Genomic DNA, 18757 nt, shown 5'->3' with positions numbered 1-18757 from the left:
ATCTCGAACTCGGCCGTTAAACACGCCAGCGCCCATGGTACTGTGTCTCAAGACACGGGAGAGTCGGTCGCCGCCAGACCCGCCCATCGCAATCACCATTCCCTCGACACGATCCGCGACGCCGACGGGCCGCTCTCTCCGAGAGCGGCCCGTCGGCGTTTCGCTGTTGGCCAGCCCGCCGCGGCCGCCTTACCGCGAAGTCATCTTCCCGCGAGCATCCCGTAACCGCTCCCGCGCCACCATCCTCGAACCGCGCGTGGCCCATCGCCGACGCGGACGAAGCCGGTGACGGATCTCGCGCCCTCCGAGTCCTCCGCGCGCCGCTTCGGGACGGGTCGAGGTCCGCGGCCTCGGCCCGTCCATCACGACGGGGGAGGGGAGCGGCTTGACCATGTTGATGGAGATACGTTCCCCCGACCCGCGCGGCGCGCTATGGAACGGGGCCATGCGACTGCTGATCATCGAGGACGACCGCGAGGCGGCCGCCTATCTCGTCAAGGCGTTCCGCGAGACCGGACACGTGGCCGACAGCGCGCATGACGGCCTCGACGGGTATGCGCTCGCCCGGGAGGGCGACTACGACGTGCTGATCGTCGACCGGATGCTGCCGAAGCTCGACGGGCTGTCGCTGATCCGGTCGCTGCGCGAGCAGAACGTCGCGACCCCGACCCTGATCCTGTCGGCGCTGGGTCAGGTCGACGACCGCGTGAAGGGCCTGCGCGCCGGCGGCGACGACTACCTGCCGAAGCCCTACGCGTTCTCCGAACTCCTGGCGCGCACCGAGGCACTGGCCCGGCGGCAGGTCGGATCCGGCGCCGCGGAGGAGACGCGCTACCGGATCGGTGACCTGGAACTCGACCGGCTCTCGCACCGGGTGACCCGGGCCGGCCGCGAGATCCCGCTGCAGCCGCGCGAGTTCCGGCTCCTCGAGTACCTGATTCGGCACGCCGGACAGGTCGTGACGCGCACCATGCTGCTCGAGCATGTCTGGGACTACCACTTCGATCCGCAGACCAACGTCATCGACGTCCACGTCTCGCGCCTGCGCAGCAAGCTCGACAAGGGCTTCGCGTCGCCGATCATCCACACGGTCCGGGGCGCCGGCTACGTGCTGCGCTACGACGAGGGCGCGGCCGGGTGAGCGAGGTTTGGACCGACGCGCCGATCGCCCGCGAGACCGCGGCGGCGCGTTTCCAGAAGCTGTTCCGCACCACCGCGTTCAAGCTGTCGCTGGCCTACCTCGCGATCTTCGCCCTCTGCGCCTTCCTGGCGCTCGGCTACGTCGCGTGGAACGCCCGCGCGGTGCTCGACGACCAGATCGTCTCCACGATCGACGCCGAGATCAACGGGCTGTCGGAACAGTACAATGCCGGCGGCCTGCGGCGGTTGATCACCGTGGTGGAGCGGCGCTCCCGCGAGCCCGGCGCCTCGCTCTACCTCGTGACCACGGCCGGCGGCGACCATGTCGTCGGCAATGTCGGCTACGTGCCCGCCGCCGTGCTGGCGACGCCGGGCCAGAGCGAGACGCGCTACGGCCGCAACGACGCGGATGCCGAGGCGCACCGGGCGATCGTGCGGGTCTTCACCCTTCCGGGCGGGTTCCGCCTGCTCGTCGGGCGCGACACCGAGGAGCGCGACCGGCTGCGGGCGGTGATCGGGCGCGCCTTCATCACCTCGCTCGCCGCCGTCGTGATCCTCGGGGTGATCGGGGGCTGGCTCGCGGCGAGCCGGGTGCTGCGCCGCGTCGATGCCATGACCCAGACCACCCGCGCGATCATGGCCGGCGATCTCGACGACCGGCTCCACGTGGCCGGGAACGGCGACGAACTCGACCGTCTCGCATCGAGCCTCAACCAGATGCTGGAGCGCATCGGCGAGCTCATGCGCGGCATGCGCGAGGTCTCCGACAACATCGCCCACGACCTCAAGACGCCGCTGACCCGCCTGCGCAACCGTGCCGACGAGGCCCTGCGCCGCGCCTCCACGCCGGAGGAGCTGCGCGCGGCGCTGGAAGCCGTGATCGAGGAAGGCGACGGGCTGATCCGGGTGTTCAACGCCCTCCTGATGATCGCGCGGCTCGAGGCCGGATCCGCCCGGGAGATCCTCGTGCCGCTGGATCTAGGCCAGACGGTCCGGAGCGTCGGCGAACTGTACGACGCGCTCGCCGAGGATCAGGGGCTGACGCTCGCCGTGCACGCGCAGGACGAACTCACGATCGCGGGCAACCGCGAGCTGATCGGCCAGGCCCTGGCCAATCTCATCGACAACGCCCTGAAATACGGGGCCGAATCCGCGGGCGCGGAGACCAGCGTGACGCTCGAGGCGTGGCGCGATGGGGAGTCGATCCGTCTCGCCGTCTCCGATCACGGTCCGGGCATTCCCGAGGCGGAACGGGCCCGCGTGCTCGACCGGTTCGTGCGCCTCGAGGACGCCCGTTCGCGGCCCGGCTTCGGGCTGGGCCTCAGCCTCGTCAACGCCGTCGTGCGCCTGCACCACGGGAGCCTGCGGCTCGCCGATAACGGGCCCGGCCTGCGGGTCGAGATCGCGTTCCCGGCCACGCCGCGCCCGCAGCCGGCAGCCGGTGACATCGTGCCCGCACCGCCTCCGGGCGACCCTGTGCCGGCATCCCCTTCCCGCGCTACTTAGGTCGCGACCTGTCCCACCGCGAGCGCGCCGTCCCCGACCGTTCGGCCGGGCGCCCGCGTCCCAGGAGGCTCCATGACTCTCAAGACCAAGACCGCCCTCGTCACCGGCTCGACCAGCGGCATCGGGCTCGCCATCGCGCGCGCCTTCGCGGCGGAGGGGGCCAACGTCGTCCTCAACGGGTTCGGGGACGCGACCGCCATCGAGGAGACGCGGGCCGGGATCGAGAGCGCCTACGGGGTCAAGGCCCGCTACTCGGCCGCCGACATGAGCAAGCCCGACGCGATCGCCGCCATGGTGCGCGAGGCAGAGGAGACCTTCGGGGCCGTCGACGTTCTGGTCAACAATGCGGGGATCCAGTTCGTCTCGCCGATCGAGGACTTCCCGGCCGAGAAGTGGGAGCAGATCATCGCGATCAACCTGTCCTCGGCCTTCCACACGATGCACGCGGCGATCCCCGGGATGAAGGCCCGGGGCTGGGGCCGGATCATCAACACGGCCTCGGCCCACTCGCTGGTGGCCTCGCCGTTCAAGTCGGCCTACGTGGCGGCCAAGCACGGGATCGCGGGCCTGAGCAAGACGGCGGCTCTGGAACTCGCGCCCCACAAGATCACGGTGAACTGCATCTCGCCGGGCTATGTCTGGACGCCGCTCGTGGAGGCGCAGATCCCCGACACGATGAAGGCCCGCGGCCTCACCAAGGAGCAGGTGATCGAGGACGTGATGCTGAAGGCGCAGCCGACCAAGGAGTTCGTGACCGTCGACCAGGTGGCCGCGCTGGCGGTGTTCCTGTGCTCCGACGCGACGAGCCAGATCACCGGCGCCAACATCAGCATGGACGGGGGCTGGACCGCGCAGTAGCGCGCCCGGCCTCGACAGGCGCGCCTCGTACAAGGGTCGGCCCCGCCCGCGCCCGGGCGGGGCCGCTCCCGGTCAGCGGCGGCCGTGGACCAGCAGGGCGAGGCCGTAGCCCACCGCGCCCGCGATCAGTAGCGCGACCAGGGGATTCTCCTCCACCCGGGCGCCGACCGCGCTGCGCCCGTCGCGCAGGTACGAGCCGCCACGCTGGTAAACGTCCTCCGCGACGTCGCCGGCGCGCTCGTAGGCGTCGCTCGCGTAGTCACCGGCGCGGTCGGCGATGTCCCGGGCCCTGTCCTTCACCTGACCGTAGACGTTCTGCGCCTGGCCCTGGGCCTCGCGGAAACGTCCCTCGACCGAGTCGCGGTTCGAGCCGGCGAGATCGCCGGCCGCGCCCTGAACCTTGCCGACGGCCTCCTTGGCGCCGCCGACGATCCGATCCGTATCCACCATGGCACTCTCCTGGACGTGAGCGCGGCGTCGCGACACGGGCGCCGCTCGTTACGCCGTCGTCCACCGAACGCGCGAGATGGCGTTTGTGCCCCCGATCACCGCGAAATTGTGCGCCTTCGGCCTGCGCGGCGGCCGGGACCGGTCAGAGCCCGATCAGCTCGGCGATGGCCGCCGCGCCGGCGGCCGGAGAGGTCTCGCCCCGGGCGACGCCGGCCTCCGCCTCGGCCGTGCGGCGACGGACCTCCGGGGAGCCGACGAGGCGCTGGTGCAGGCGCTCGTCGACCAGCGCCCACATCCACTTCACGTCCTGGGCCCGGCGCTTCGCCTGGATCTCGCCGGTCGCCGTGAGCTTCTCCCGGTGGTCGACGATCTTCGCCCACATTGCGTCGAGGCGCAGGTTGTGGAAGCCCGAGATCGTGACGACCGGCGGCGTCCAGGTGGCCGAGGCCGGGGTCAGGATGTGCAGCGCCGCCCGGTATTCCGAGGCCGCCGCGTTGGCGCGCTGCTCGGCTTCGCCCGCATCGGCCTTGTTGACCGCGATCATGTCGGCGAGCTCGAGGATTCCCTTCTTGATGCCCTGCAGCTCGTCGCCCGCCCCGGGCAGCATCAGCACGAGGAAGAAGTCGGTCAGGTCGGCCACCGCCGTCTCCGACTGGCCGACGCCGACCGTCTCGACGAGGATCACGTCGAAGCCCGCGGCCTCGCAGAGCAGCATGGTCTCGCGGGTCTTGGCCGCGACGCCGCCGAGCGTACCGGAGGAGGGGGAGGGGCGGATGAACGCCTTGGGATCGTGCGACAGCCGCGCCATCCGGGTCTTGTCGCCCAGGATCGAGCCGCCGGTCCTCGAGGAGGACGGGTCGACCGCGAGCACCGCAACCTTGTGACCGGCCTCCGTCAGGTTCGACCCGAGGGCGTCGATGGTGGTCGACTTGCCGACGCCGGGTACGCCGGTGATGCCGACGCGGATCGCCCGGCCGGTCTCGGGCAGGACCGAGTCGATCAGGTTCGCCGCCAGCGCCCGGTGATCGGCGCGCTTGGACTCGGCCAGCGTGATGGCCCGGGCCAGAGCGGCGCGGTCGCCGCGCAGCAGGCGCTCGCGGAGACTCTCGATGTCGATGGACGGCGTCATGCTCCCTTCATGGCCGCGGCGACGGCCGCCGTCGAGGGGGAGAGCATCGGGGTCGGGGGATGGCCGGCCTGTGTCCCGCCCACCACAAGCCCGGCCGTGCCCGCTATTCACGCCGCGTCGCGTCGCTCGTGCCCCGCGATGGTCACGATCCTGGGCAACGGAAGGCGTCCCGCCCGAGCGTAACCGGATCATGTCGAGCCATATCGTCTCACGCCGCATCCTTCTTCGCTTCGGAGCGCTCGCGGGCGCCGCGGGCCTCGCCCCGTCGCTCGGCGCCTGCGTCACCGACGACCTCGGGTCCGGGGCGGCGCTGCCCGAGAAGCAGTCGGCCCTCGACGTCATGCCGGTGCTGCTGGTCGCCACGACCCGCAAGCCCGTGGGCAACCCGCCCCGGCCGCCGTATTTCAGCAGCGACCGCGGCCGCGGCCTGAGCTTCGCCGAGGTGCGCCTGTCACCGCCCGACCGCTCGCTGCTCGGCAAGGTCTCGTCCGTCATCACCGGCGACTGGACCATCGGCGCGGTTCCGAAATCCGAATCCGGACCGGGCGCCGCCGAGGCCTTCGCCCAGGCGGCCCTCGGACGCGACGTGCTGATCTACGTCCACGGCTACCGCGAATCGTTCGAATCGGCCGCGGTCAGCGCCGCCCGGCTCTCGGACGGGATCCGGTTCCGCGGCGTCTCCGGCCTGTTCACGTGGCCGTCGGCGGCCGCGACCCTCGACTACAATTACGATCGCGAGAGCGCCCTCTGGTCGCGCGACGCCTTCGAGGACCTGCTGAAGGCGCTCGCCGCCTCGCCGAGCGGCGGCCGCATCAACATCGTCGCGCACTCGATGGGCACGCTCCTCACCCTCGAGACCCTGCGGATGCTCCGCGCCGAGGCGGGCGAGGCGGCGATGTCGCGGATCGGCGCCGTGGTGCTGGCCGCCCCCGACATCGACTTCGACCTGTTCTCCAACGGCGTCGCCCGCATGGGACCCGACGTCTCGAAGATCACCGTGATCTCCTCGACCAACGACCGGGCGCTCGAGCTCTCCGCCGCGCTGGCGGGGGGCGTGCGCGCCGGCGCCGCCGATCGCGCCAAGCTCGAGGCGCTCGGCGTGCGCGTCGCCGATGCCTCCGATTACGGCGGCGGCCTGATCAACCACGACCTGTTCCTCTCGAACCCGGACGTCCAGGGCGTGGTCAAGCGCGCCATCGCCCGCGGCGCCGGCGTCTGACGCTCACCCGGTCCGTGTCGCCATGCTCTGCGGCGGCAGGGGCTCCTCCGGCAGGACCGGCGCGTCGCCCGAGGCGTCCAGGTGGTCGATCCGGTCGGCCCAGACCCGGAAGCCCACCAGGGGATTCGGTCCGAACGTGTGGGTCAGCGGCACGTCCGCGGCGTCCCGGCCGTACGCGACCATGACCCGGCCGATCCGCGGGCTGTTGTTGCGCGGGTCGAACACGTGCCAGGCGCCGCCGAGGTAGACCTCCATCCAGGCCGCGAAGTCGCCCGCCGGGTGCGGCTCGGGCTCGCCGATGAAGCTGATATAGCCGGTGCAGTACCGGGTCGGGATGTTCAGGGCGCGGCAGAACGCGACGGCCAGGTGGGTGAAGTCCCGGCAGACGCCGCGCCCGCCCGCGTAGGCGTCCGCGGCCGTGCGGTCGCGATGGGCGAACTCGTAGCCGAACACGATGTGGGCGTGGACGAAGTCGCAGACCGCCTGCACCCGGGCCCAGCCGGGCTCGGTATGGCCGAAGAGACGCCACGCCGCGTCGGCCAGCAGGTCGGACTCGCAGTAGCGGCTGGGGAGCAGGAACATGATCGTCTCGGCGGGCAGCGCCTCGATCGCGTGCTGCGCGGCCTCCGGGTGCGCCGGATCGGGCCTCCCGCTGTCTCGGATCACGGCGTCGGTCCCGACGGTGAAGTTGCCGGCGGGCGCGGTCAGCCGGCCGCACAGGTTGCCGAAACCGTCGCGGTAGATCGCCACCGGGACGGGCGGATCGGTCCGGAGCGTGTCGGGCGCCTCCAGGGCGGCCGCCCCGGAGGGATGCACGTTGAGCATCACCACCATGGGCACGGGGTAGGGGAAGGCGTAGCGCATCTCGCAGCCGAGCCTGATCCGCATGCGCGGGTGATCCTTCGTGTTCGAGACTGTGGCCGCCCTGATGGGCGCAGGATCCGTGCCGCGCCGAATCGTGCGGGTCGGGCCGCGACGGGCTTGGCGGCCGTCCGCTTCACCCCTACAGCATCCCCGCGCGACGCTCGTGTCAGACGGACGAAACCGTGACGTTTCTTCCCGGGGCAGCGCGTCGCACCCGTGCGCCAGCCCGCGGACCGGGCGCGCCTGAGGACGGTTACGAGAGGGATGCCGGCCATGTTCACGCTCGAGATCGACGGCACCGCCGTTGCGGTGATCAACAGCGACGAGGCGTCCGCCAAGGACCTCTTCACCTGTGACGGCTTCAAGGAAGACATCCGGACCATGACGACCGGCGGGAGGCCGGTCTGGAACGGCACGTCGGCGCTCACGGTCCGGGCCGCCACCGAGGACGAGGTCGAGATCTTCGAGGACGCCCTCGCCGAGGACGACGGCGAGGGTGATTTCGTCGAGGATCCGCGCCACACCGGGTCCGATTCGGACGACGAGGACGAGGCCGACATCGTCTTCCTCGTGGATATCGACGAGGACGAGGACGAGGCCGACGCCTGAGCGCGGCTGAACCCGACCGCCTCCCGGGCGGTTTCCGATCCGATCTGGATCGGATCCCGGGAGGACGGCATGGCTGACAGCAGACGGATCGTCGACGCGCTCGTGCGGTCGAGGCGCGGCGGGCTCGCCGCCGGTGCCGCCCTCGGCGGACTGGCGCTGATCGGCGGCCTCGCCTACCGGGCGCTGCGCGGGGCGCCCCCGCCCGAGGCCGGGGGCCCGGACTTCACGAAGGTCGACGAGGACGAGGCCCGGCTGATGCTGCGGGCCATGGTGGCGGCCACGACGGCCGACGGGATGGTCGACGCCGCGGAGCGCAGGCGCCTCGACGCCGCCGTGGCGGAGGCGGGCCTCGATCCCGACGGTCGAGCCTGGCTCGAGCGCGAGCTCGCGGACCCGGCCGACGTCGACGCGATCGCCGACCGGGTCGCGGATCCCGACGCGGCGGCGCGGATCTTCGCGGCGGCGCGACTCGCCATCGAGCCCGACACGCTTCAGGAGCGTCAGTTCCTGAAGATGCTGGCCGAGGCCCTCGACCTGCCCGCGGAGGCGGTCGAGCGTGTCGAGCGCGACATCGGAGCCTGACTGGCAACCTGCCCGAAGGGCGGATCTCCCACGGCGGCCGAGCTTCGTGCTAGGCTCCCGCGCGACGACGGGTCCGGAGGACGGCCCGCGCGCGGGAGGACGGGACATTTCATGGCAGGACTGTCAGTGCCCGCGCCCGGGCGCGCCCGCCGGCGGGCCTGCGCGCTGGTCGCAGCCATGCTGATCGCCGGCGGCTCCGCGCGCGCGGCCGATCCGGCCGCCGGCCCCCTGACGATCGCCGAGCAGGGCAGCTTCTTCGTCGGCGGCCGCGACGTCCAGTCCGACACGCTCTCGACGCTGCCGGCCTACGCGCCGTCGGGCACGATCAGCGTCGACCAGATCTACGTCCGCTATCAGGTCCCGGTGAATGCCGGACGGCCGCCGCTGGTCCTGATCCACGGCTGCTGCCTCACCGGCAAGACCTGGGAGACGACGCCCGACGGGCGCATGGGCTGGGACGAGTATCTCGTCCGGCGCGGCTTCCCGACCTACGTGATCGACCAGGCTTGGCGCGGCCGCTCGGCGGCGAGCCCGGCCCAGATCAACGCCGTGAAGACGGGGCAGGCCGACCCCAAGACGCTGCCGGCCGTGTTCTCGGCCGGGCGCGAGCCGGCCTGGGCGATCTTCCGGTTCGGGCCGGAATACCCGAAGGTGTTCCCCGGCATGCAGTTCCCCCTGGAGGCCCAGGGCGAGTTCTGGAAGCAGATGGTCCCGGACTGGTCGGCCGCCCTGCCGGTGCCGAACCCGACCGTGCCGGCCCTGTCGGAGCTCGCCAAGCGGCTCAAGGGCGCGGTGCTTATCTCGCACTCGCAGTCGGGGATCTACCCGTTCCAGACCGCCGCCCTCGATCGGACCGGCCTGCGCGCCATCGTGGCCATCGAGCCGGCCGCCTGCCCGGACCCGGCCAAGGACGACCTCGCGCCCTACAAGGACCTGCCGATCCTCGTCCTGTTCGGGGACTACGTCGACGCCTCGCCCCGCTGGGCGCCGCGGCTCAAGCAGTGCCGCAGCTTCGTGGCGGCCGCCAACGCCGCGGGCGGCAAGGCGGAGCTGATCCTGCTGCCCGAGATCGGCATCCACGGCAATTCGCACATGCTGATGCAGGACAAGAACAGCCTCGACATCGCCGACTGGCTGGTCGGCTGGATCGACAAGCGGGCGCCCGGCAAGTCCTGAGGCGTGCCGGTCGAACCGGTGTGCGTTCAAACGGTTCGGTCGCCACAACCGTCATCGCGAGCCCAGGGAAGTGACCCAGGGCTGCCCGGCCTCTGCGGTCGTCGCGCCGACTGGATCGCTTCGCCGCGCTCGCGAGGACGGCGGCGCGGATGATGGCGTCCCTGCCGAGGTCGGTGACGGGGCGTCTTCTCAGCCCGGCCTGTGCGTGCTGAGGAACGTGCCCATCCGCTCCAGCGCCCGCCGGATGTTCTCGGCCGAATTGGCGTAGGACAGGCGGAGGTAGCCCTCGCCGTGGACGCCGAAATCCGGACCGCCGATCACCGCCACGCCCGCTTCCTCCAGGAGGGTCGAGGCCAGGGGCTTCGCCTTCCAGCCGGTCCGGGCGATGTTCGGGAAGGCGTAGAACGCTCCCTTGGGCGCGATGCAGGAGACGTCCGGCAGGGCGTTCAGCCCGTCGACCACGATCGCCCGGCGCCGGTCGAACTCGGCGACCATCTCGGCCACGCAAGCCTGCGGTCCGTCGAGCGCCGCGATGCCGGCCCACTGGGTCGCCGCGTTGACGCAGGAATGCGCGTTGACCGCGAGCTTGCGCGCCGCGTCGTAGAGCGGCTTCGGCCAGACTGACCAGCCGAGCCGCCAGCCTGTCATCGCGTAGGTCTTCGACGCGCCGTCGAGGTAGACCAGCCGGTCGCGGATCTCGGGATATTTCAGCAGCGAGTGGTGGGTCTCGCCGTCGTACGTCATGGTGCCGTAGATCTCGTCCGACAGCACCGCGACGTCGGGGTGCTCGGCGAGGCCCTTCACCAGGGCGTCGATCTCGGCCTTCGGCGTCACGCCGCCGGTGGGGTTGGCGGGCGAGTTGACGATCAGCAGCCGCGTCTTCGGCGTGATCAGCGCCAGGGTCTCGGCCGCCGAGAAGGCGAAGCCGTTCTCCTCGCGGATCGGCACCGGCACGGGCGTCGCCCCGGTGAACTCGATCATCGAGCGGTAGATCGGGAAGCCGGGGTCCGGATACAGGATCTCGGTCCCGGGCGCGCCGAACATCAGGATCGCCATGAACATGGTGACCTTGCCGCCCGGCACGATCATCACGGAATCCGGCGAGACCTCGACGCCGTGGCGGCGGTGGATGTCGCGGGCCACCGCCTCGCGGAGCTGCGGGATGCCGACAGCCGGCGTGTAGCCGTGGTGTCCGTCGCGCAGGGCCTTGATCCCCGCCTCGACCACGTGGGCGGGCGTGGGCATGTCCGGCTGGCCGATGCCGAGGTTGATCACGTCCCGACCCTGCGCGGCGAGGGCCTGGGCCCGCGCCAGAACCGCGAAGGCGTTCTCCTCGCCGATGCGCGAGAAGGCCGGGACCACGTGCAGCATCGCGCCCTCCGGGCGGTGGGACGTCAGTGCTTGGACCGCTCCGAGAGCTTCATCGCGCCGAACGACATCGCCGCGGCGATCGCGCCCAGGATCACGAAGGTCTTCACGGAGGCGTAGAACAGGTCCGGGTTGATGCCCTCATCGGTGTAGAGCACGAGCCCGATGGCCGCGAGCGGCAGCGAGATGAGGGCGAAGAGCGGGACGAGCGGGTTCATGTTCGGCACTCGGGATCCGGCGCGCGGCTGACCGCGGCCCTGGGAAAGCGCCCCTGCATATCACCGTGCTGCGAAGGTTGGGACCCCGCGAGCTGCAGTTTTTCGCCGGCTCGCCCGAACGCTCATGGATGCGCAATCATTTCGCGCAACAGTGGCGTCTCCGGGAGGGCGGACACGTATGCGTTGGGCATCGGTCGATTCGAAAGGCAAGGGAGCTGGGAGTTCAGGCTCCAGATCCTCCAGCGTCGAGACGCTGGCGCTCCATATCGGGCGGCTGCTGCGACATCCCGCCTACCGGCGCGAGTCGGTCGTGAGCCCGCTCCTGCGGCGCCACCTGCCGTTCGAGGCCGGCTACGCCTGGAACGGCGAGGCCGGCCTGCGCGCCCGGCTGACGAGCGCCGCCCTCGACGAGGCGAGCATGGATCACCTGATCCGCAACGTGCAGGCCGAGTTCCTGCGCCTGCGCCGGCCCGCCGATACCTGAGCCGGATCCGGCTCAGGCCGGGACCCGGACGGTGGCCCGCAGACCACCCAGCGGGCTGTCGTGCAGGGTTATGTCGCCGCCGTGGGCCCGGGCGATGTCCCGGGCGATCGACAGGCCCAGCCCGGAGCCGCCGGCATCCTGACGCGCGTCGTCGAGCCGCACGAACGGCTTGAACACGTCCTCGCGGCTCTCCGCCGGAATGCCGGGCCCGTCATCGTCGATCGAGACGAGGAAGGTCCGGGCCTCCAGCCGGCCGGAGATCGCCACCGTCTCGCCGTAGCGGACGGCGTTGGCGGCGAGGTTGAACAGGCAGCGCCGGAAGGCGCCGGGCCGCACCGTGACCTCTGGCGCGCCGGCGAGATCGACCGCGGAGACGTGGGCGCCGAGGCGCTCGACGTCGGTCCGCAGGTCCTCCAGCAGGGCGCGCATGTCGGTGGGCGTCGCGGGCTCGGCCGAATCGCCCCGCGCGAAGGCGAGGTAGCCCTCCAGCATCCGGCTCATCTCGTCGACGTCGCGGCTGAGATCCTCGATCTCCTCGGTCTGCTCGATCAGCGCCAGGGACAGGCGGAACCGGGTCAGGATGGTGCGCAGGTCGTGGCTGACGCCGTTCAGCATCGTCGTGCGCTGCTCCATCGCCCGCTCGATGCGCCGCTTCATCTCGATGAAGGCGTGGCCGGCCTGACGCACCTCGCGGGCGCCGCGGGGCCGGAACTCGATCTCCCGCCCCTTGCCGAAGCCCTCCGCCACGGCCGCGAGCCGCAGGATCGGCTTGATCTGGTTGCGCAGGAACAGGATCGCGACGCCGAGCAGCACCAGCGACGAGCCGATCATCCACACGAGGAAGATGTGCGAGTTCGACGCGTAGGCCTGGCTGCGCCGGGCGGTGATGCGCATCACCCCGTCGGGGATCGCCACGCGGATCTCGATCAGGTTCGAGCGCCCGACCGTGTCGATCCAGAACGGTCTTCGGATCTGGCGCTTGATCTCGTCGGACAGGGCCTCGTCGAGGATCGAGAAGAACGGGCGCGGGCCCGGTGGCGGCAGCTTGGCGCCCTTGAGGATGTCGAGGTCGAGGTTCAGCCGTTCCCCGGCGATGCGCGCGAGGGTCTCGGCATCCTTGTCCTGCGGGTAGCTCTCGTAGATGTCGATCAGCGCGGCGACGTCCGCCGTGACCGCCGCCGACAGGCGCTTGGTCACGAGCTGCCAGTGCCGCTCCATGAAGGTGTAGGCGATCACCGACTGGAGCAGGACCACCGGCGCGATGATGATGATCAGCGAGCGGGCGTAGAGGCCCTTCGGCAGGACGTCGCCGATCGCCCGGCTGACGCGCTTCCACAGGCGGCGCGGGGGCGAGCGCGGCGGCTCCTTGCGGAGCGTCCGGGCGAGGGCGGGATCCGGGGCGTTCATGGGGCTGGGCGCCGGGGCCGGGCCCATCGGGCGAGAGGGGCCTCGGTTTCAGCGAAACGTCCACCCCACGCCCTCATCCTGAGGTGACCGCGCCAGCGGGCCTCGAAGGAGGGCTCCAGGGGTCGCGCGGCCGGCTGGAGGGCTCCTTCGAGGCCTCCGCTGCGCTCCGGCACCTCAGGATGAGGCTGTGGTTTGGACATGCCGGACACTAATCGGGGCGCCGTCTCCGCGAAAGATCGTGGGTGCAGAGTATGGCCGACCGACGATCTCGGCCAATGTTCCCTGACGCTCCCTTCAGCATGAGGGCTTCTTGCACCGCGGCACGCGGGCCATACCTGTGAGGGGCGGGGGGCGCCCGCCGGCCGGAAGTCCACGAGGCCATGCTCAGCACAGACACAGACATCCTCTCCGCCGCACAGTCCTGGCGGCGCGACGGCCGCGCCGTGGCCCTCGCCACGGTGATCGAGACCTGGGGCTCCGCCCCCCGACCGGTGGGCAGCCACCTCGTGGTCGACGGCGAGGGCAATTTCCTCGGCTCCGTCTCCGGCGGCTGCGTCGAGGGCGCGGTGATCACCGAGGCGATCGAGGTGATCGAGGCGGGCGTGCCGCGCGTCCTCGAATTCGGCGTCGCGGACGAGACCGCGTGGCGCGCCGGCCTGTCCTGCGGCGGCCGGATCCGGGTCTTCGTCGAGCGGGTCGACTGATGCGCGGCGACGTCCTGGCAGCGCTCAACGACGCGCGGGCCGCGCGCCGCGCCGCGATCCTCATCACCGACATCGCCGACGGCGCGCAGCGCCTCGTCGGCGAGGACGCGATCGCCGCCGATCCCCTCGCCGACGTGCTGGCGAAGCACCTCGCCTCCGGCAAGAGCGGCCTCGTCGAGGCGGGCGGGCGGACCCTGTTCCTGACCGTGCAGGTGCCGCCGGTGCGGCTCGTCGTGGTCGGCGCGGTCCACATCTCGCAGGCCCTGGCGCCGATGGCCGCGGGGCTCGACCTCGCGCTCACGGTGATCGACCCGCGCACCGCCTTCGCGACGCCCGAGCGCTTCCCCGGCACCCCGCTGGTCGCCGAATGGCCGGACGCCGCCCTCGGGACCAGCGTGCCGGTCCTCGACCGCTACTGCGCCCTCGCGGCCCTGACCCACGATCCGAAGATCGACGATCCCGCGCTGAAGGCGGCGCTGACGGCCGAGTGCTTCTACGTCGGCGCCCTCGGCTCCCGGAAGACCCACGCGGCGCGCGTCGCGCGGCTCACGGAGGCCGGGTTCACGCCGGCGCAGATCGGCCGGATCCGCGCGCCGATCGGCCTGCCCATCGGCGCCGTGAGCCCGGCCGAGATCGCCCTGGCGGTGCTCGCCGAGATCGTCGCCGCCCTGCGCCGCGTGCCCCGCCCGGAGGTCGCGTGAGGTTCGGAACCGTCCCGGTCGCGGACTCGGCCGGGCTGATCAGCGCGCACACGGTGCGGCGGGCCGACATCACCCTGCGCAAGGGCGCCGTCATCGCCGCGGAGGCCGCCGCCGGCCTGGCGCGCGCCGGCCTGTCGGAGATCGTGGCGGCCACGCTCGAGCCCGGCGACGTCGGCGAGGACGCCGCCGCGGCGCGGCTCGCCGCGCGCCTGCGCGGGCCGAACCTGCGCGTCGAGGCGCCCTTCACCGGCCGCAGCAACCTGTTCGCCGAGACGGCGGGGGTGCTCACCCTCGATCCGGCCCGGATCGACGCGGTCAACGCCGTCGACGAGGCGGTGACGGTGGCGACGCTGCCGCGCTTCCGGCCGGTGGTCGAGGGCGAGATGGTCGCCACGGTGAAGATCATCCCCTACGCCGTGCCGGGCGCCGTGCTGGCCCGGGCCTGCGCGGCCGCGGAGGGCGACGTCCTCGGGGTGGTGCCGTATCGCCGCCGCCGGGTGGCCGTGGTCTCGACGCGCCTGCCGAGCCTCAAGGAGACGACGATCGACAAGACCCTCCGGGCCCTGGCCGACCGCCTCGCGCCCGCGGGCGCCGCGATCGTGGCCGAGACCCGGGTGCCCCACACCGCCGCCTCCGTGGCGGCGTCCCTGGCGGAGATGATCGACCGCGCCGGGGCCGACCTCGTGGTGGTGTTCGGCGCCTCGGCGATCGCCGACCGGCGCGACGTCATCCCGGCCGGCATCGCGGCGGCGGGCGGCCGGGTCGACCATCTCGGGATGCCGGTCGACCCCGGCAACCTGCTCCTCGTCGGCGCCCGCGGCGGCGTGCCGCTGATCGGCGCGCCGGGCTGCGCCCGCTCGCCCAAGGAGAACGGCTTCGACTGGATCCTCCACCGCCTGCTGGCGGACCTGACCGTGACCCGGGCCGACATCGTCGCCCTCGGCGTCGGCGGCCTGCTGATGGAGATCGTCTCGCGCCCGCAGCCCCGCGCCGGCGGCGCGGCCGCGGCGGACGAGCCGGATCCGGGGGCGGAGGACAGGAATGCCTGAGATCGGCACGATCCTGCTCGCCGCGGGCCTCGGCAGCCGGTTCGGCGCCGCGCCGAAGCTGCTCGCGCCCCTCGACGGGCGGCCGCTGCTGCGCCACGCCGCGGAGGCGGCCCTCGGCGCCCGGCCCCGGCCGGTGGTCGCCGTGCTCGGCGCGCACGGGGCGGCGGTCCGCGACGCGCTGGCGGGGCTCGACCTCGTCCGCGTCGACAATCCGGATTACCGCTCCGGCCTCGCGAGCTCGCTGCGCGCCGGTCTCGCGGCGCTGCCCGCCACCTGCACGGCCGCCATCGTCGTGCTGGGCGACATGCCGCGCGTCACCGCCGCGCATCTCGACCGCTTGGCGGAGGCCTTCGCGGAGGCCTCGGCGGGCGCCGCGGAGCCGCCTGCGGCCGTGGTGCCAGTGCAGGCCGGCCGGCGGGGGAACCCGGTGCTGCTCAACCTGCGCCGCCTCGGCCCGGACATCGCCCGCCTCGCCGGCGATCACGGGGCCGGGCCGCTCCTGAAGGGTCGGCCGGACGTGCTGGAGATCCCGGGCGACCCGGCCACCGCCCTCGACGTCGACACGCCGGACGCGCTGGCCGCGCTGCGCGGTCAGCGCCCCGCCGCGTCGCGCCCGCGCGCGGCCTTCGCCTCGGCCCGGCACCGGTCCGAGCAGTAGCGGACCTCGTCCCAGACGCGCTCCCACTTCTTGCGCCACGCGAACGGGCGGCCGCACTGGGCGCAGATCTTCTCCGGCAGATCGCCCTTGCGGCGCATCGGCGGCATCGCGGCTCCTCCCGGCCTATCCGGGCCGGCGCGCGTCGGGGCCGGTCCCGGCCGCCCGGCGCAGGCGCGCGTCCAGCGCGTGGGCGAGGCCGAGCATGATCGCGATCCCCCCGACATTGACCGCGATCTGCAGCGGCCAGATGGGGTCGAAGGTCCGGTAGAGGATGCGGCCGATCAGCGCCGCCAGGCATCCGGCGGCGAAGATCTCCAGCGAGTGCCGCCCGCAGGCGTCGACGAGGCGCAGCCGCCGCCACCGGCTCGCGCGGGCCACGGCGGGCGCGCTGAACAGCAGGTAGGCCAGCGCCAGCATGTTGATCAGGCGCAGGGGCGCGACGTGGCTCTTGTCGGGCGGCCCGATCGCCAGCGGCCGGAGGTCCGGAAGCCCCCACTCCGCCCAGGACCCGCCCTGCAGGAACGCGAAGGCGAGGTAGGCCGCGGCCGCGGCCACGGCCCAGCCGCGCCGCGGCAGCAGGCCGTCATGGGCACGGACCGTGACCGCGAGCGCCGCGCCGATCACGAACAGGAACTGCCACGCGAAGGGGTTGAAGTACCACCCGTCGTCCACCGCCGCGGCGTTCGGGAGGTTCAGCTGGTGATCGACGTTCGCGGCGAGCCAGAGGGCACCCGACAGGCCCAGCACGCCCCAGATCCCGCGCCGCATCCCGAGATAGATCAGCGGGAACAGCGCCAGCAGCAGGATGTAGAGCGGCAGGATGTCGAGGTAGTTCGGGAGCGCGTTCAGCGCGAGGCCGCGCAGCAGGCCCGGCAGCAGCCCCATCTGCAGCAGCGGCGCGACGCCGAATCGCGGCGTCAGGCCGGTGAGGTCCATCCAGATCCGGACGATGACCAGGGTCGCGAGCAGCAGCCCGGCCTGGAACAGGTAGATGCGCAGGCAGCGCTTGGCGATGCGCGTGAGCGCCGTCCGGATCCCGGCGCGCCGGAACAGCCCGCCGTAGGCGATCATCGACGAGTAGCCGGCCAGCAGCACGAAGATCTCGGCGGCGTCCGAGAACCCGAAATTGTGCAGTGTCAGCAGGGCCGGCGCGTTGCGCGGGATGTGGTCGATGAAGATCGTCAGGAGCGCGAGGCCGCGCACCACGTCGACCCGCGCGTCGCGCGCGGGCTTCGCCGGCCGTGCCTCCGCGGGCGGTGGGGGGAGCGCCCGCGGTTCCGCGGCGCCGGGCCGTTCGAGATCGTCGAGGCGCGTCACTCAGCCCATCACCGTGGCGCTCTCCGTCCGGACGCGGAGCGGCCGGGGCCGCGGTGCAACCATAGCGCGCCGGCCGCCCGAGGCCCCGCCGATCACGCGCCTTTGTTCGGATGTGCACAACGGCGGGGTCGCACCGATGATCCGCCCGCCGCGGCGGCCGTTGGCCGCGCCGCCCCCTCGCGTCGCGGCGGGGCCCGGTATAGACGCGGCCGACGATCCCGGTTCCCGGCGCCCGCGCCGGCACGGGGCGCGTCGCTGGGTTCGTGGCAGGGTTGAGGGCAAGGGGCATGCGCGTCCTCGTCACCGGAGCGGGAGACTATCTCGGCCGCCGCCTGCTCGAGGCGCTGCGTCGGGACCTGCCGTCGGGCAGCCCCATCCTCGGCCTCGACCGGAGCCCGCCACCGCCCCTCGACGGCGTGACGCTGAGGGCCGTGGACCCGTTCGACGCGCGCGAGCTCGCCGAGACGGTCGCGGCCTTCGACCCGACCTGCGTGTTCCACCTCGCGGCGCTGGCCTCGGTGGCGCAGTCGAGCGAGACGCCGTCCTACGCCTGGCGGGCGGAGCTGCTCGGCACCCTCAACCTCGCCGAGGCGGTGGCGCGGACCCGCGCGGCGCTGGTCTTCCTCAGCTCCACGGTCGTCTACGGCGAGGTGTTCCGCGCCTGCCCGCGCCCGGACGAGAGCGTCACGCCGCGCCCCGACACGATCTCGGGCCGGACCAAGAACGCCTGCGAGTACATCCTCCGCGACGTGCTGGCGAATGCCCGGATCAAGCATCTCGTGCTGCGGCCGTCGAACTACATCGGGGCCGGGCAGAGCGAGACCTTCGTGGTCGCCTCCTTCGCCGGTCAGATCGCCCGCATCGAGCGGGGGCTGGCGCCGCCGAGCCTGGAGGTCGGCGACCTCTCGGCGGGGCGCGACTTCCTCGACGTGGCCGACGTCACCGCGGCGTGCCTGCGCGTGATCGCCCGGATCGACGACCTGCCGGACGGCGGCATCTTCAACGTGGGATCGGGGGTCGTCACACCGGTCTCCGACATCCTGGAGACGCTGCGCGGCCTGACGGAGGCGCGGTTCGACCTGCGCGTCGCGCCCGGCCGGGTCCGCCCGGCGGGCGTGCGCAGCGAGGGCTGCGACCCCGCGGCCTTCGCGACCGCCACCGGATGGGCCCCGACCATCCCGCTCGCGCAGAGCCTGGCGACGATCCTGGCGGAGGCGCGGGCGCGCCTCCGGTGATCCGTCACCGGGCAGAGGTGACGGCAACGCCCTCGGACGGGCGCGCGGCTCCGGAACGCCGGCGGCGCCCCGGAGCCGCGACC

21 protein-coding genes and 1 rRNA gene are annotated in these 18757 nt (G+C 72.7%); 14 read left to right on the top strand and 8 right to left on the bottom strand.

Going from position 1 to position 18757, the window contains the following annotated elements:
- The 4 genes from rrf to ACQKQD_RS22995 form a co-directional block, all read left to right on the top strand.
- Positions 1–79: ribosomal RNA gene (gene rrf, locus ACQKQD_RS23010) — 5S ribosomal RNA — on the top strand; the annotation flags it as partial.
- A 366-nt stretch (positions 80–445) separates the two neighbouring features.
- Complete coding sequence (locus tag ACQKQD_RS23005; protein WP_427509655.1) at positions 446–1141, top strand: winged helix-turn-helix domain-containing protein; 696 nt, start codon at positions 446–448, stop codon at positions 1139–1141.
- The gene (locus ACQKQD_RS23000) at positions 1138–2646 is read left to right on the top strand and encodes an ATP-binding protein (RefSeq protein WP_427509654.1); all 1509 of its coding nucleotides are present in this window, start codon (positions 1138–1140) and stop codon (positions 2644–2646) included. The genes ACQKQD_RS23005 and ACQKQD_RS23000 overlap by 4 nt, the downstream gene beginning before the upstream one ends.
- A 72-nt stretch (positions 2647–2718) precedes the next feature.
- A complete protein-coding gene (locus ACQKQD_RS22995; protein WP_427509653.1) occupies positions 2719–3504 on the top strand; it encodes a 3-hydroxybutyrate dehydrogenase in 786 nt (261 codons plus the stop codon).
- A 72-nt stretch (positions 3505–3576) separates the two neighbouring features.
- On the opposite strand, the gene ACQKQD_RS22990 is transcribed toward ACQKQD_RS22995, so the two are convergent.
- Together ACQKQD_RS22990 and meaB are read right to left on the bottom strand one after the other, a co-directional pair.
- Positions 3577–3954 carry a CsbD family protein gene (locus ACQKQD_RS22990; protein ID WP_020096359.1) on the bottom strand — a complete coding sequence of 126 codons (378 nt, stop codon included), beginning with the start codon at positions 3952–3954 and terminating at the stop codon, positions 3577–3579.
- Between the two features lie 142 nt (positions 3955–4096).
- Complete coding sequence (meaB, locus tag ACQKQD_RS22985) at positions 4097–5083, bottom strand: methylmalonyl Co-A mutase-associated GTPase MeaB (protein ID WP_091683681.1); 987 nt, start codon at positions 5081–5083, stop codon at positions 4097–4099.
- A gap of 190 nt (positions 5084–5273) precedes the next feature.
- On the opposite strand from meaB, the gene ACQKQD_RS22980 reads away from it, so the two are divergent.
- Complete coding sequence (locus ACQKQD_RS22980) at positions 5274–6302, top strand: alpha/beta hydrolase (RefSeq protein ID WP_427509652.1); 1029 nt, start codon at positions 5274–5276, stop codon at positions 6300–6302.
- 3 nt (positions 6303–6305) lie between these two features.
- Here the strand turns inward: ACQKQD_RS22980 and ACQKQD_RS22975 are convergent, their stop codons facing one another.
- Entirely contained in the window at positions 6306–7190 is an 885-nt protein-coding gene (locus ACQKQD_RS22975; protein WP_427509651.1) for a transglutaminase-like domain-containing protein, read from the bottom strand.
- Positions 7191–7439: 249 nt separating this feature from the next.
- Between ACQKQD_RS22975 and ACQKQD_RS22970 the strand changes: the two genes are divergently transcribed.
- The 3 genes from ACQKQD_RS22970 to ACQKQD_RS22960 all read left to right on the top strand — a co-directional run bounded on the left by ACQKQD_RS22970 (position 7440) and on the right by ACQKQD_RS22960 (position 9533).
- The gene (locus ACQKQD_RS22970; protein WP_100253777.1) at positions 7440–7775 is read left to right on the top strand and encodes a hypothetical protein; all 336 of its coding nucleotides are present in this window, start codon (positions 7440–7442) and stop codon (positions 7773–7775) included.
- A 69-nt stretch (positions 7776–7844) separates the two neighbouring features.
- Entirely contained in the window at positions 7845–8357 is a 513-nt protein-coding gene (locus ACQKQD_RS22965) for a DUF533 domain-containing protein (protein ID WP_020096354.1), read from the top strand.
- Positions 8358–8468: 111 nt separating this feature from the next.
- Positions 8469–9533, top strand: coding sequence for an esterase (locus ACQKQD_RS22960; protein ID WP_026605444.1), 1065 nt, complete (start codon positions 8469–8471; stop codon positions 9531–9533).
- 189 nt (positions 9534–9722) lie between these two features.
- Here the strand turns inward: ACQKQD_RS22960 and ACQKQD_RS22955 are convergent, their stop codons facing one another.
- Positions 9723–10904 (bottom strand): pyridoxal phosphate-dependent aminotransferase, encoded by a 1182-nt coding sequence (locus tag ACQKQD_RS22955; RefSeq protein ID WP_427509650.1) that lies wholly within the window; start codon positions 10902–10904, stop codon positions 9723–9725.
- A 23-nt stretch (positions 10905–10927) separates the two neighbouring features.
- Positions 10928–11119 (bottom strand): hypothetical protein, encoded by a 192-nt coding sequence (locus tag ACQKQD_RS22950; protein WP_026605443.1) that lies wholly within the window; start codon positions 11117–11119, stop codon positions 10928–10930.
- A gap of 178 nt (positions 11120–11297) precedes the next feature.
- Here ACQKQD_RS22950 and ACQKQD_RS22945 point away from each other — a divergent pair, with 178 nt between their 5' ends.
- Complete coding sequence (locus ACQKQD_RS22945; protein ID WP_026605442.1) at positions 11298–11603, top strand: hypothetical protein; 306 nt, start codon at positions 11298–11300, stop codon at positions 11601–11603.
- A 12-nt stretch (positions 11604–11615) separates the two neighbouring features.
- Here ACQKQD_RS22945 and ACQKQD_RS22940 read toward each other — a convergent pair whose 3' ends face one another.
- Positions 11616–13010 carry an ATP-binding protein gene (locus ACQKQD_RS22940; protein WP_427509649.1) on the bottom strand — a complete coding sequence of 465 codons (1395 nt, stop codon included), beginning with the start codon at positions 13008–13010 and terminating at the stop codon, positions 11616–11618.
- A 380-nt stretch (positions 13011–13390) separates the two neighbouring features.
- Between ACQKQD_RS22940 and ACQKQD_RS22935 the strand changes: the two genes are divergently transcribed.
- The 4 genes from ACQKQD_RS22935 to ACQKQD_RS22920 are packed head-to-tail and all read left to right on the top strand — an operon-like array spanning position 13391 to position 16122.
- Positions 13391–13714 carry an XdhC family protein gene (locus ACQKQD_RS22935; RefSeq protein ID WP_020096348.1) on the top strand — a complete coding sequence of 108 codons (324 nt, stop codon included), beginning with the start codon at positions 13391–13393 and terminating at the stop codon, positions 13712–13714.
- On the top strand, positions 13714–14415 hold the full coding sequence (locus ACQKQD_RS22930; protein WP_427509648.1) for an XdhC family protein: 702 nt from the start codon (positions 13714–13716) through the stop codon (positions 14413–14415). Before ACQKQD_RS22935 ends, ACQKQD_RS22930 begins: the two co-directional genes overlap by 1 nt.
- Entirely contained in the window at positions 14412–15464 is a 1053-nt protein-coding gene (locus ACQKQD_RS22925) for a molybdopterin-binding protein (protein WP_427509647.1), read from the top strand. The genes ACQKQD_RS22930 and ACQKQD_RS22925 overlap by 4 nt, the downstream gene beginning before the upstream one ends.
- Positions 15457–16122: a nucleotidyltransferase family protein gene (locus tag ACQKQD_RS22920; protein WP_427509646.1), complete on the top strand. Its 666-nt coding sequence runs from the start codon at positions 15457–15459 to the stop codon at positions 16120–16122. Before ACQKQD_RS22925 ends, ACQKQD_RS22920 begins: the two co-directional genes overlap by 8 nt.
- Here ACQKQD_RS22920 and ACQKQD_RS22915 read toward each other — a convergent pair.
- Both ACQKQD_RS22915 and ACQKQD_RS22910 read right to left on the bottom strand, forming a co-directional pair.
- The gene (locus tag ACQKQD_RS22915; RefSeq protein WP_170855278.1) at positions 16056–16229 is read right to left on the bottom strand and encodes a DUF2256 domain-containing protein; all 174 of its coding nucleotides are present in this window, start codon (positions 16227–16229) and stop codon (positions 16056–16058) included. The genes ACQKQD_RS22920 and ACQKQD_RS22915 overlap by 67 nt on opposite strands.
- A 16-nt stretch (positions 16230–16245) precedes the next feature.
- Complete coding sequence (locus tag ACQKQD_RS22910; protein WP_427509645.1) at positions 16246–17439, bottom strand: OpgC family protein; 1194 nt, start codon at positions 17437–17439, stop codon at positions 16246–16248.
- Between the two features lie 287 nt (positions 17440–17726).
- On the opposite strand from ACQKQD_RS22910, the gene ACQKQD_RS22905 reads away from it, so the two are divergent.
- Entirely contained in the window at positions 17727–18674 is a 948-nt protein-coding gene (locus ACQKQD_RS22905) for an NAD-dependent epimerase/dehydratase family protein (RefSeq protein WP_427509644.1), read from the top strand.
- Positions 18675–18757 lie beyond the last annotated feature (83 nt).

This window comes from Methylobacterium sp. NPDC080182, from assembly GCF_050281105.1.
Taxonomy (GTDB): domain Bacteria; phylum Pseudomonadota; class Alphaproteobacteria; order Rhizobiales; family Beijerinckiaceae; genus Methylobacterium.
Note: the sequence above shows the minus strand (reverse complement) of the source record. Positions and strands in the feature narration are given on the sequence as shown.

Excerpts from the sequence above, each read along its gene's own strand:
- ACQKQD_RS22965 (WP_020096354.1), top strand. The coding sequence starts at position 7,845 with ATGGCTGACAGCAGACGGATCGTCGACGCGCTCGTGCGGTCGAGGCGC.
- ACQKQD_RS22950 (WP_026605443.1), bottom strand. The coding sequence starts at position 11,119 with ATGAACCCGCTCGTCCCGCTCTTCGCCCTCATCTCGCTGCCGCTCGCG.
- ACQKQD_RS22960 (WP_026605444.1), top strand. The coding sequence starts at position 8,469 with ATGGCAGGACTGTCAGTGCCCGCGCCCGGGCGCGCCCGCCGGCGGGCC.
- ACQKQD_RS22945 (WP_026605442.1), top strand. The coding sequence starts at position 11,298 with ATGCGTTGGGCATCGGTCGATTCGAAAGGCAAGGGAGCTGGGAGTTCA.
- ACQKQD_RS22975 (WP_427509651.1), bottom strand. The coding sequence starts at position 7,190 with ATGCGGATCAGGCTCGGCTGCGAGATGCGCTACGCCTTCCCCTACCCC.
- ACQKQD_RS22920 (WP_427509646.1), top strand. The coding sequence starts at position 15,457 with ATGCCTGAGATCGGCACGATCCTGCTCGCCGCGGGCCTCGGCAGCCGG.
- ACQKQD_RS23005 (WP_427509655.1), top strand. The coding sequence starts at position 446 with ATGCGACTGCTGATCATCGAGGACGACCGCGAGGCGGCCGCCTATCTC.
- ACQKQD_RS22915 (WP_170855278.1), bottom strand. The coding sequence starts at position 16,229 with ATGCCGCCGATGCGCCGCAAGGGCGATCTGCCGGAGAAGATCTGCGCC.
- ACQKQD_RS22980 (WP_427509652.1), top strand. The coding sequence starts at position 5,274 with ATGTCGAGCCATATCGTCTCACGCCGCATCCTTCTTCGCTTCGGAGCG.
- ACQKQD_RS22930 (WP_427509648.1), top strand. The coding sequence starts at position 13,714 with ATGCGCGGCGACGTCCTGGCAGCGCTCAACGACGCGCGGGCCGCGCGC.
- ACQKQD_RS22995 (WP_427509653.1), top strand. The coding sequence starts at position 2,719 with ATGACTCTCAAGACCAAGACCGCCCTCGTCACCGGCTCGACCAGCGGC.
- ACQKQD_RS22940 (WP_427509649.1), bottom strand. The coding sequence starts at position 13,010 with ATGAACGCCCCGGATCCCGCCCTCGCCCGGACGCTCCGCAAGGAGCCG.
- ACQKQD_RS22970 (WP_100253777.1), top strand. The coding sequence starts at position 7,440 with ATGTTCACGCTCGAGATCGACGGCACCGCCGTTGCGGTGATCAACAGC.
- ACQKQD_RS22955 (WP_427509650.1), bottom strand. The coding sequence starts at position 10,904 with ATGCTGCACGTGGTCCCGGCCTTCTCGCGCATCGGCGAGGAGAACGCC.
- ACQKQD_RS22990 (WP_020096359.1), bottom strand. The coding sequence starts at position 3,954 with ATGGTGGATACGGATCGGATCGTCGGCGGCGCCAAGGAGGCCGTCGGC.
- ACQKQD_RS22905 (WP_427509644.1), top strand. The coding sequence starts at position 17,727 with ATGCGCGTCCTCGTCACCGGAGCGGGAGACTATCTCGGCCGCCGCCTG.
- ACQKQD_RS22935 (WP_020096348.1), top strand. The coding sequence starts at position 13,391 with ATGCTCAGCACAGACACAGACATCCTCTCCGCCGCACAGTCCTGGCGG.
- meaB (WP_091683681.1), bottom strand. The coding sequence starts at position 5,083 with ATGACGCCGTCCATCGACATCGAGAGTCTCCGCGAGCGCCTGCTGCGC.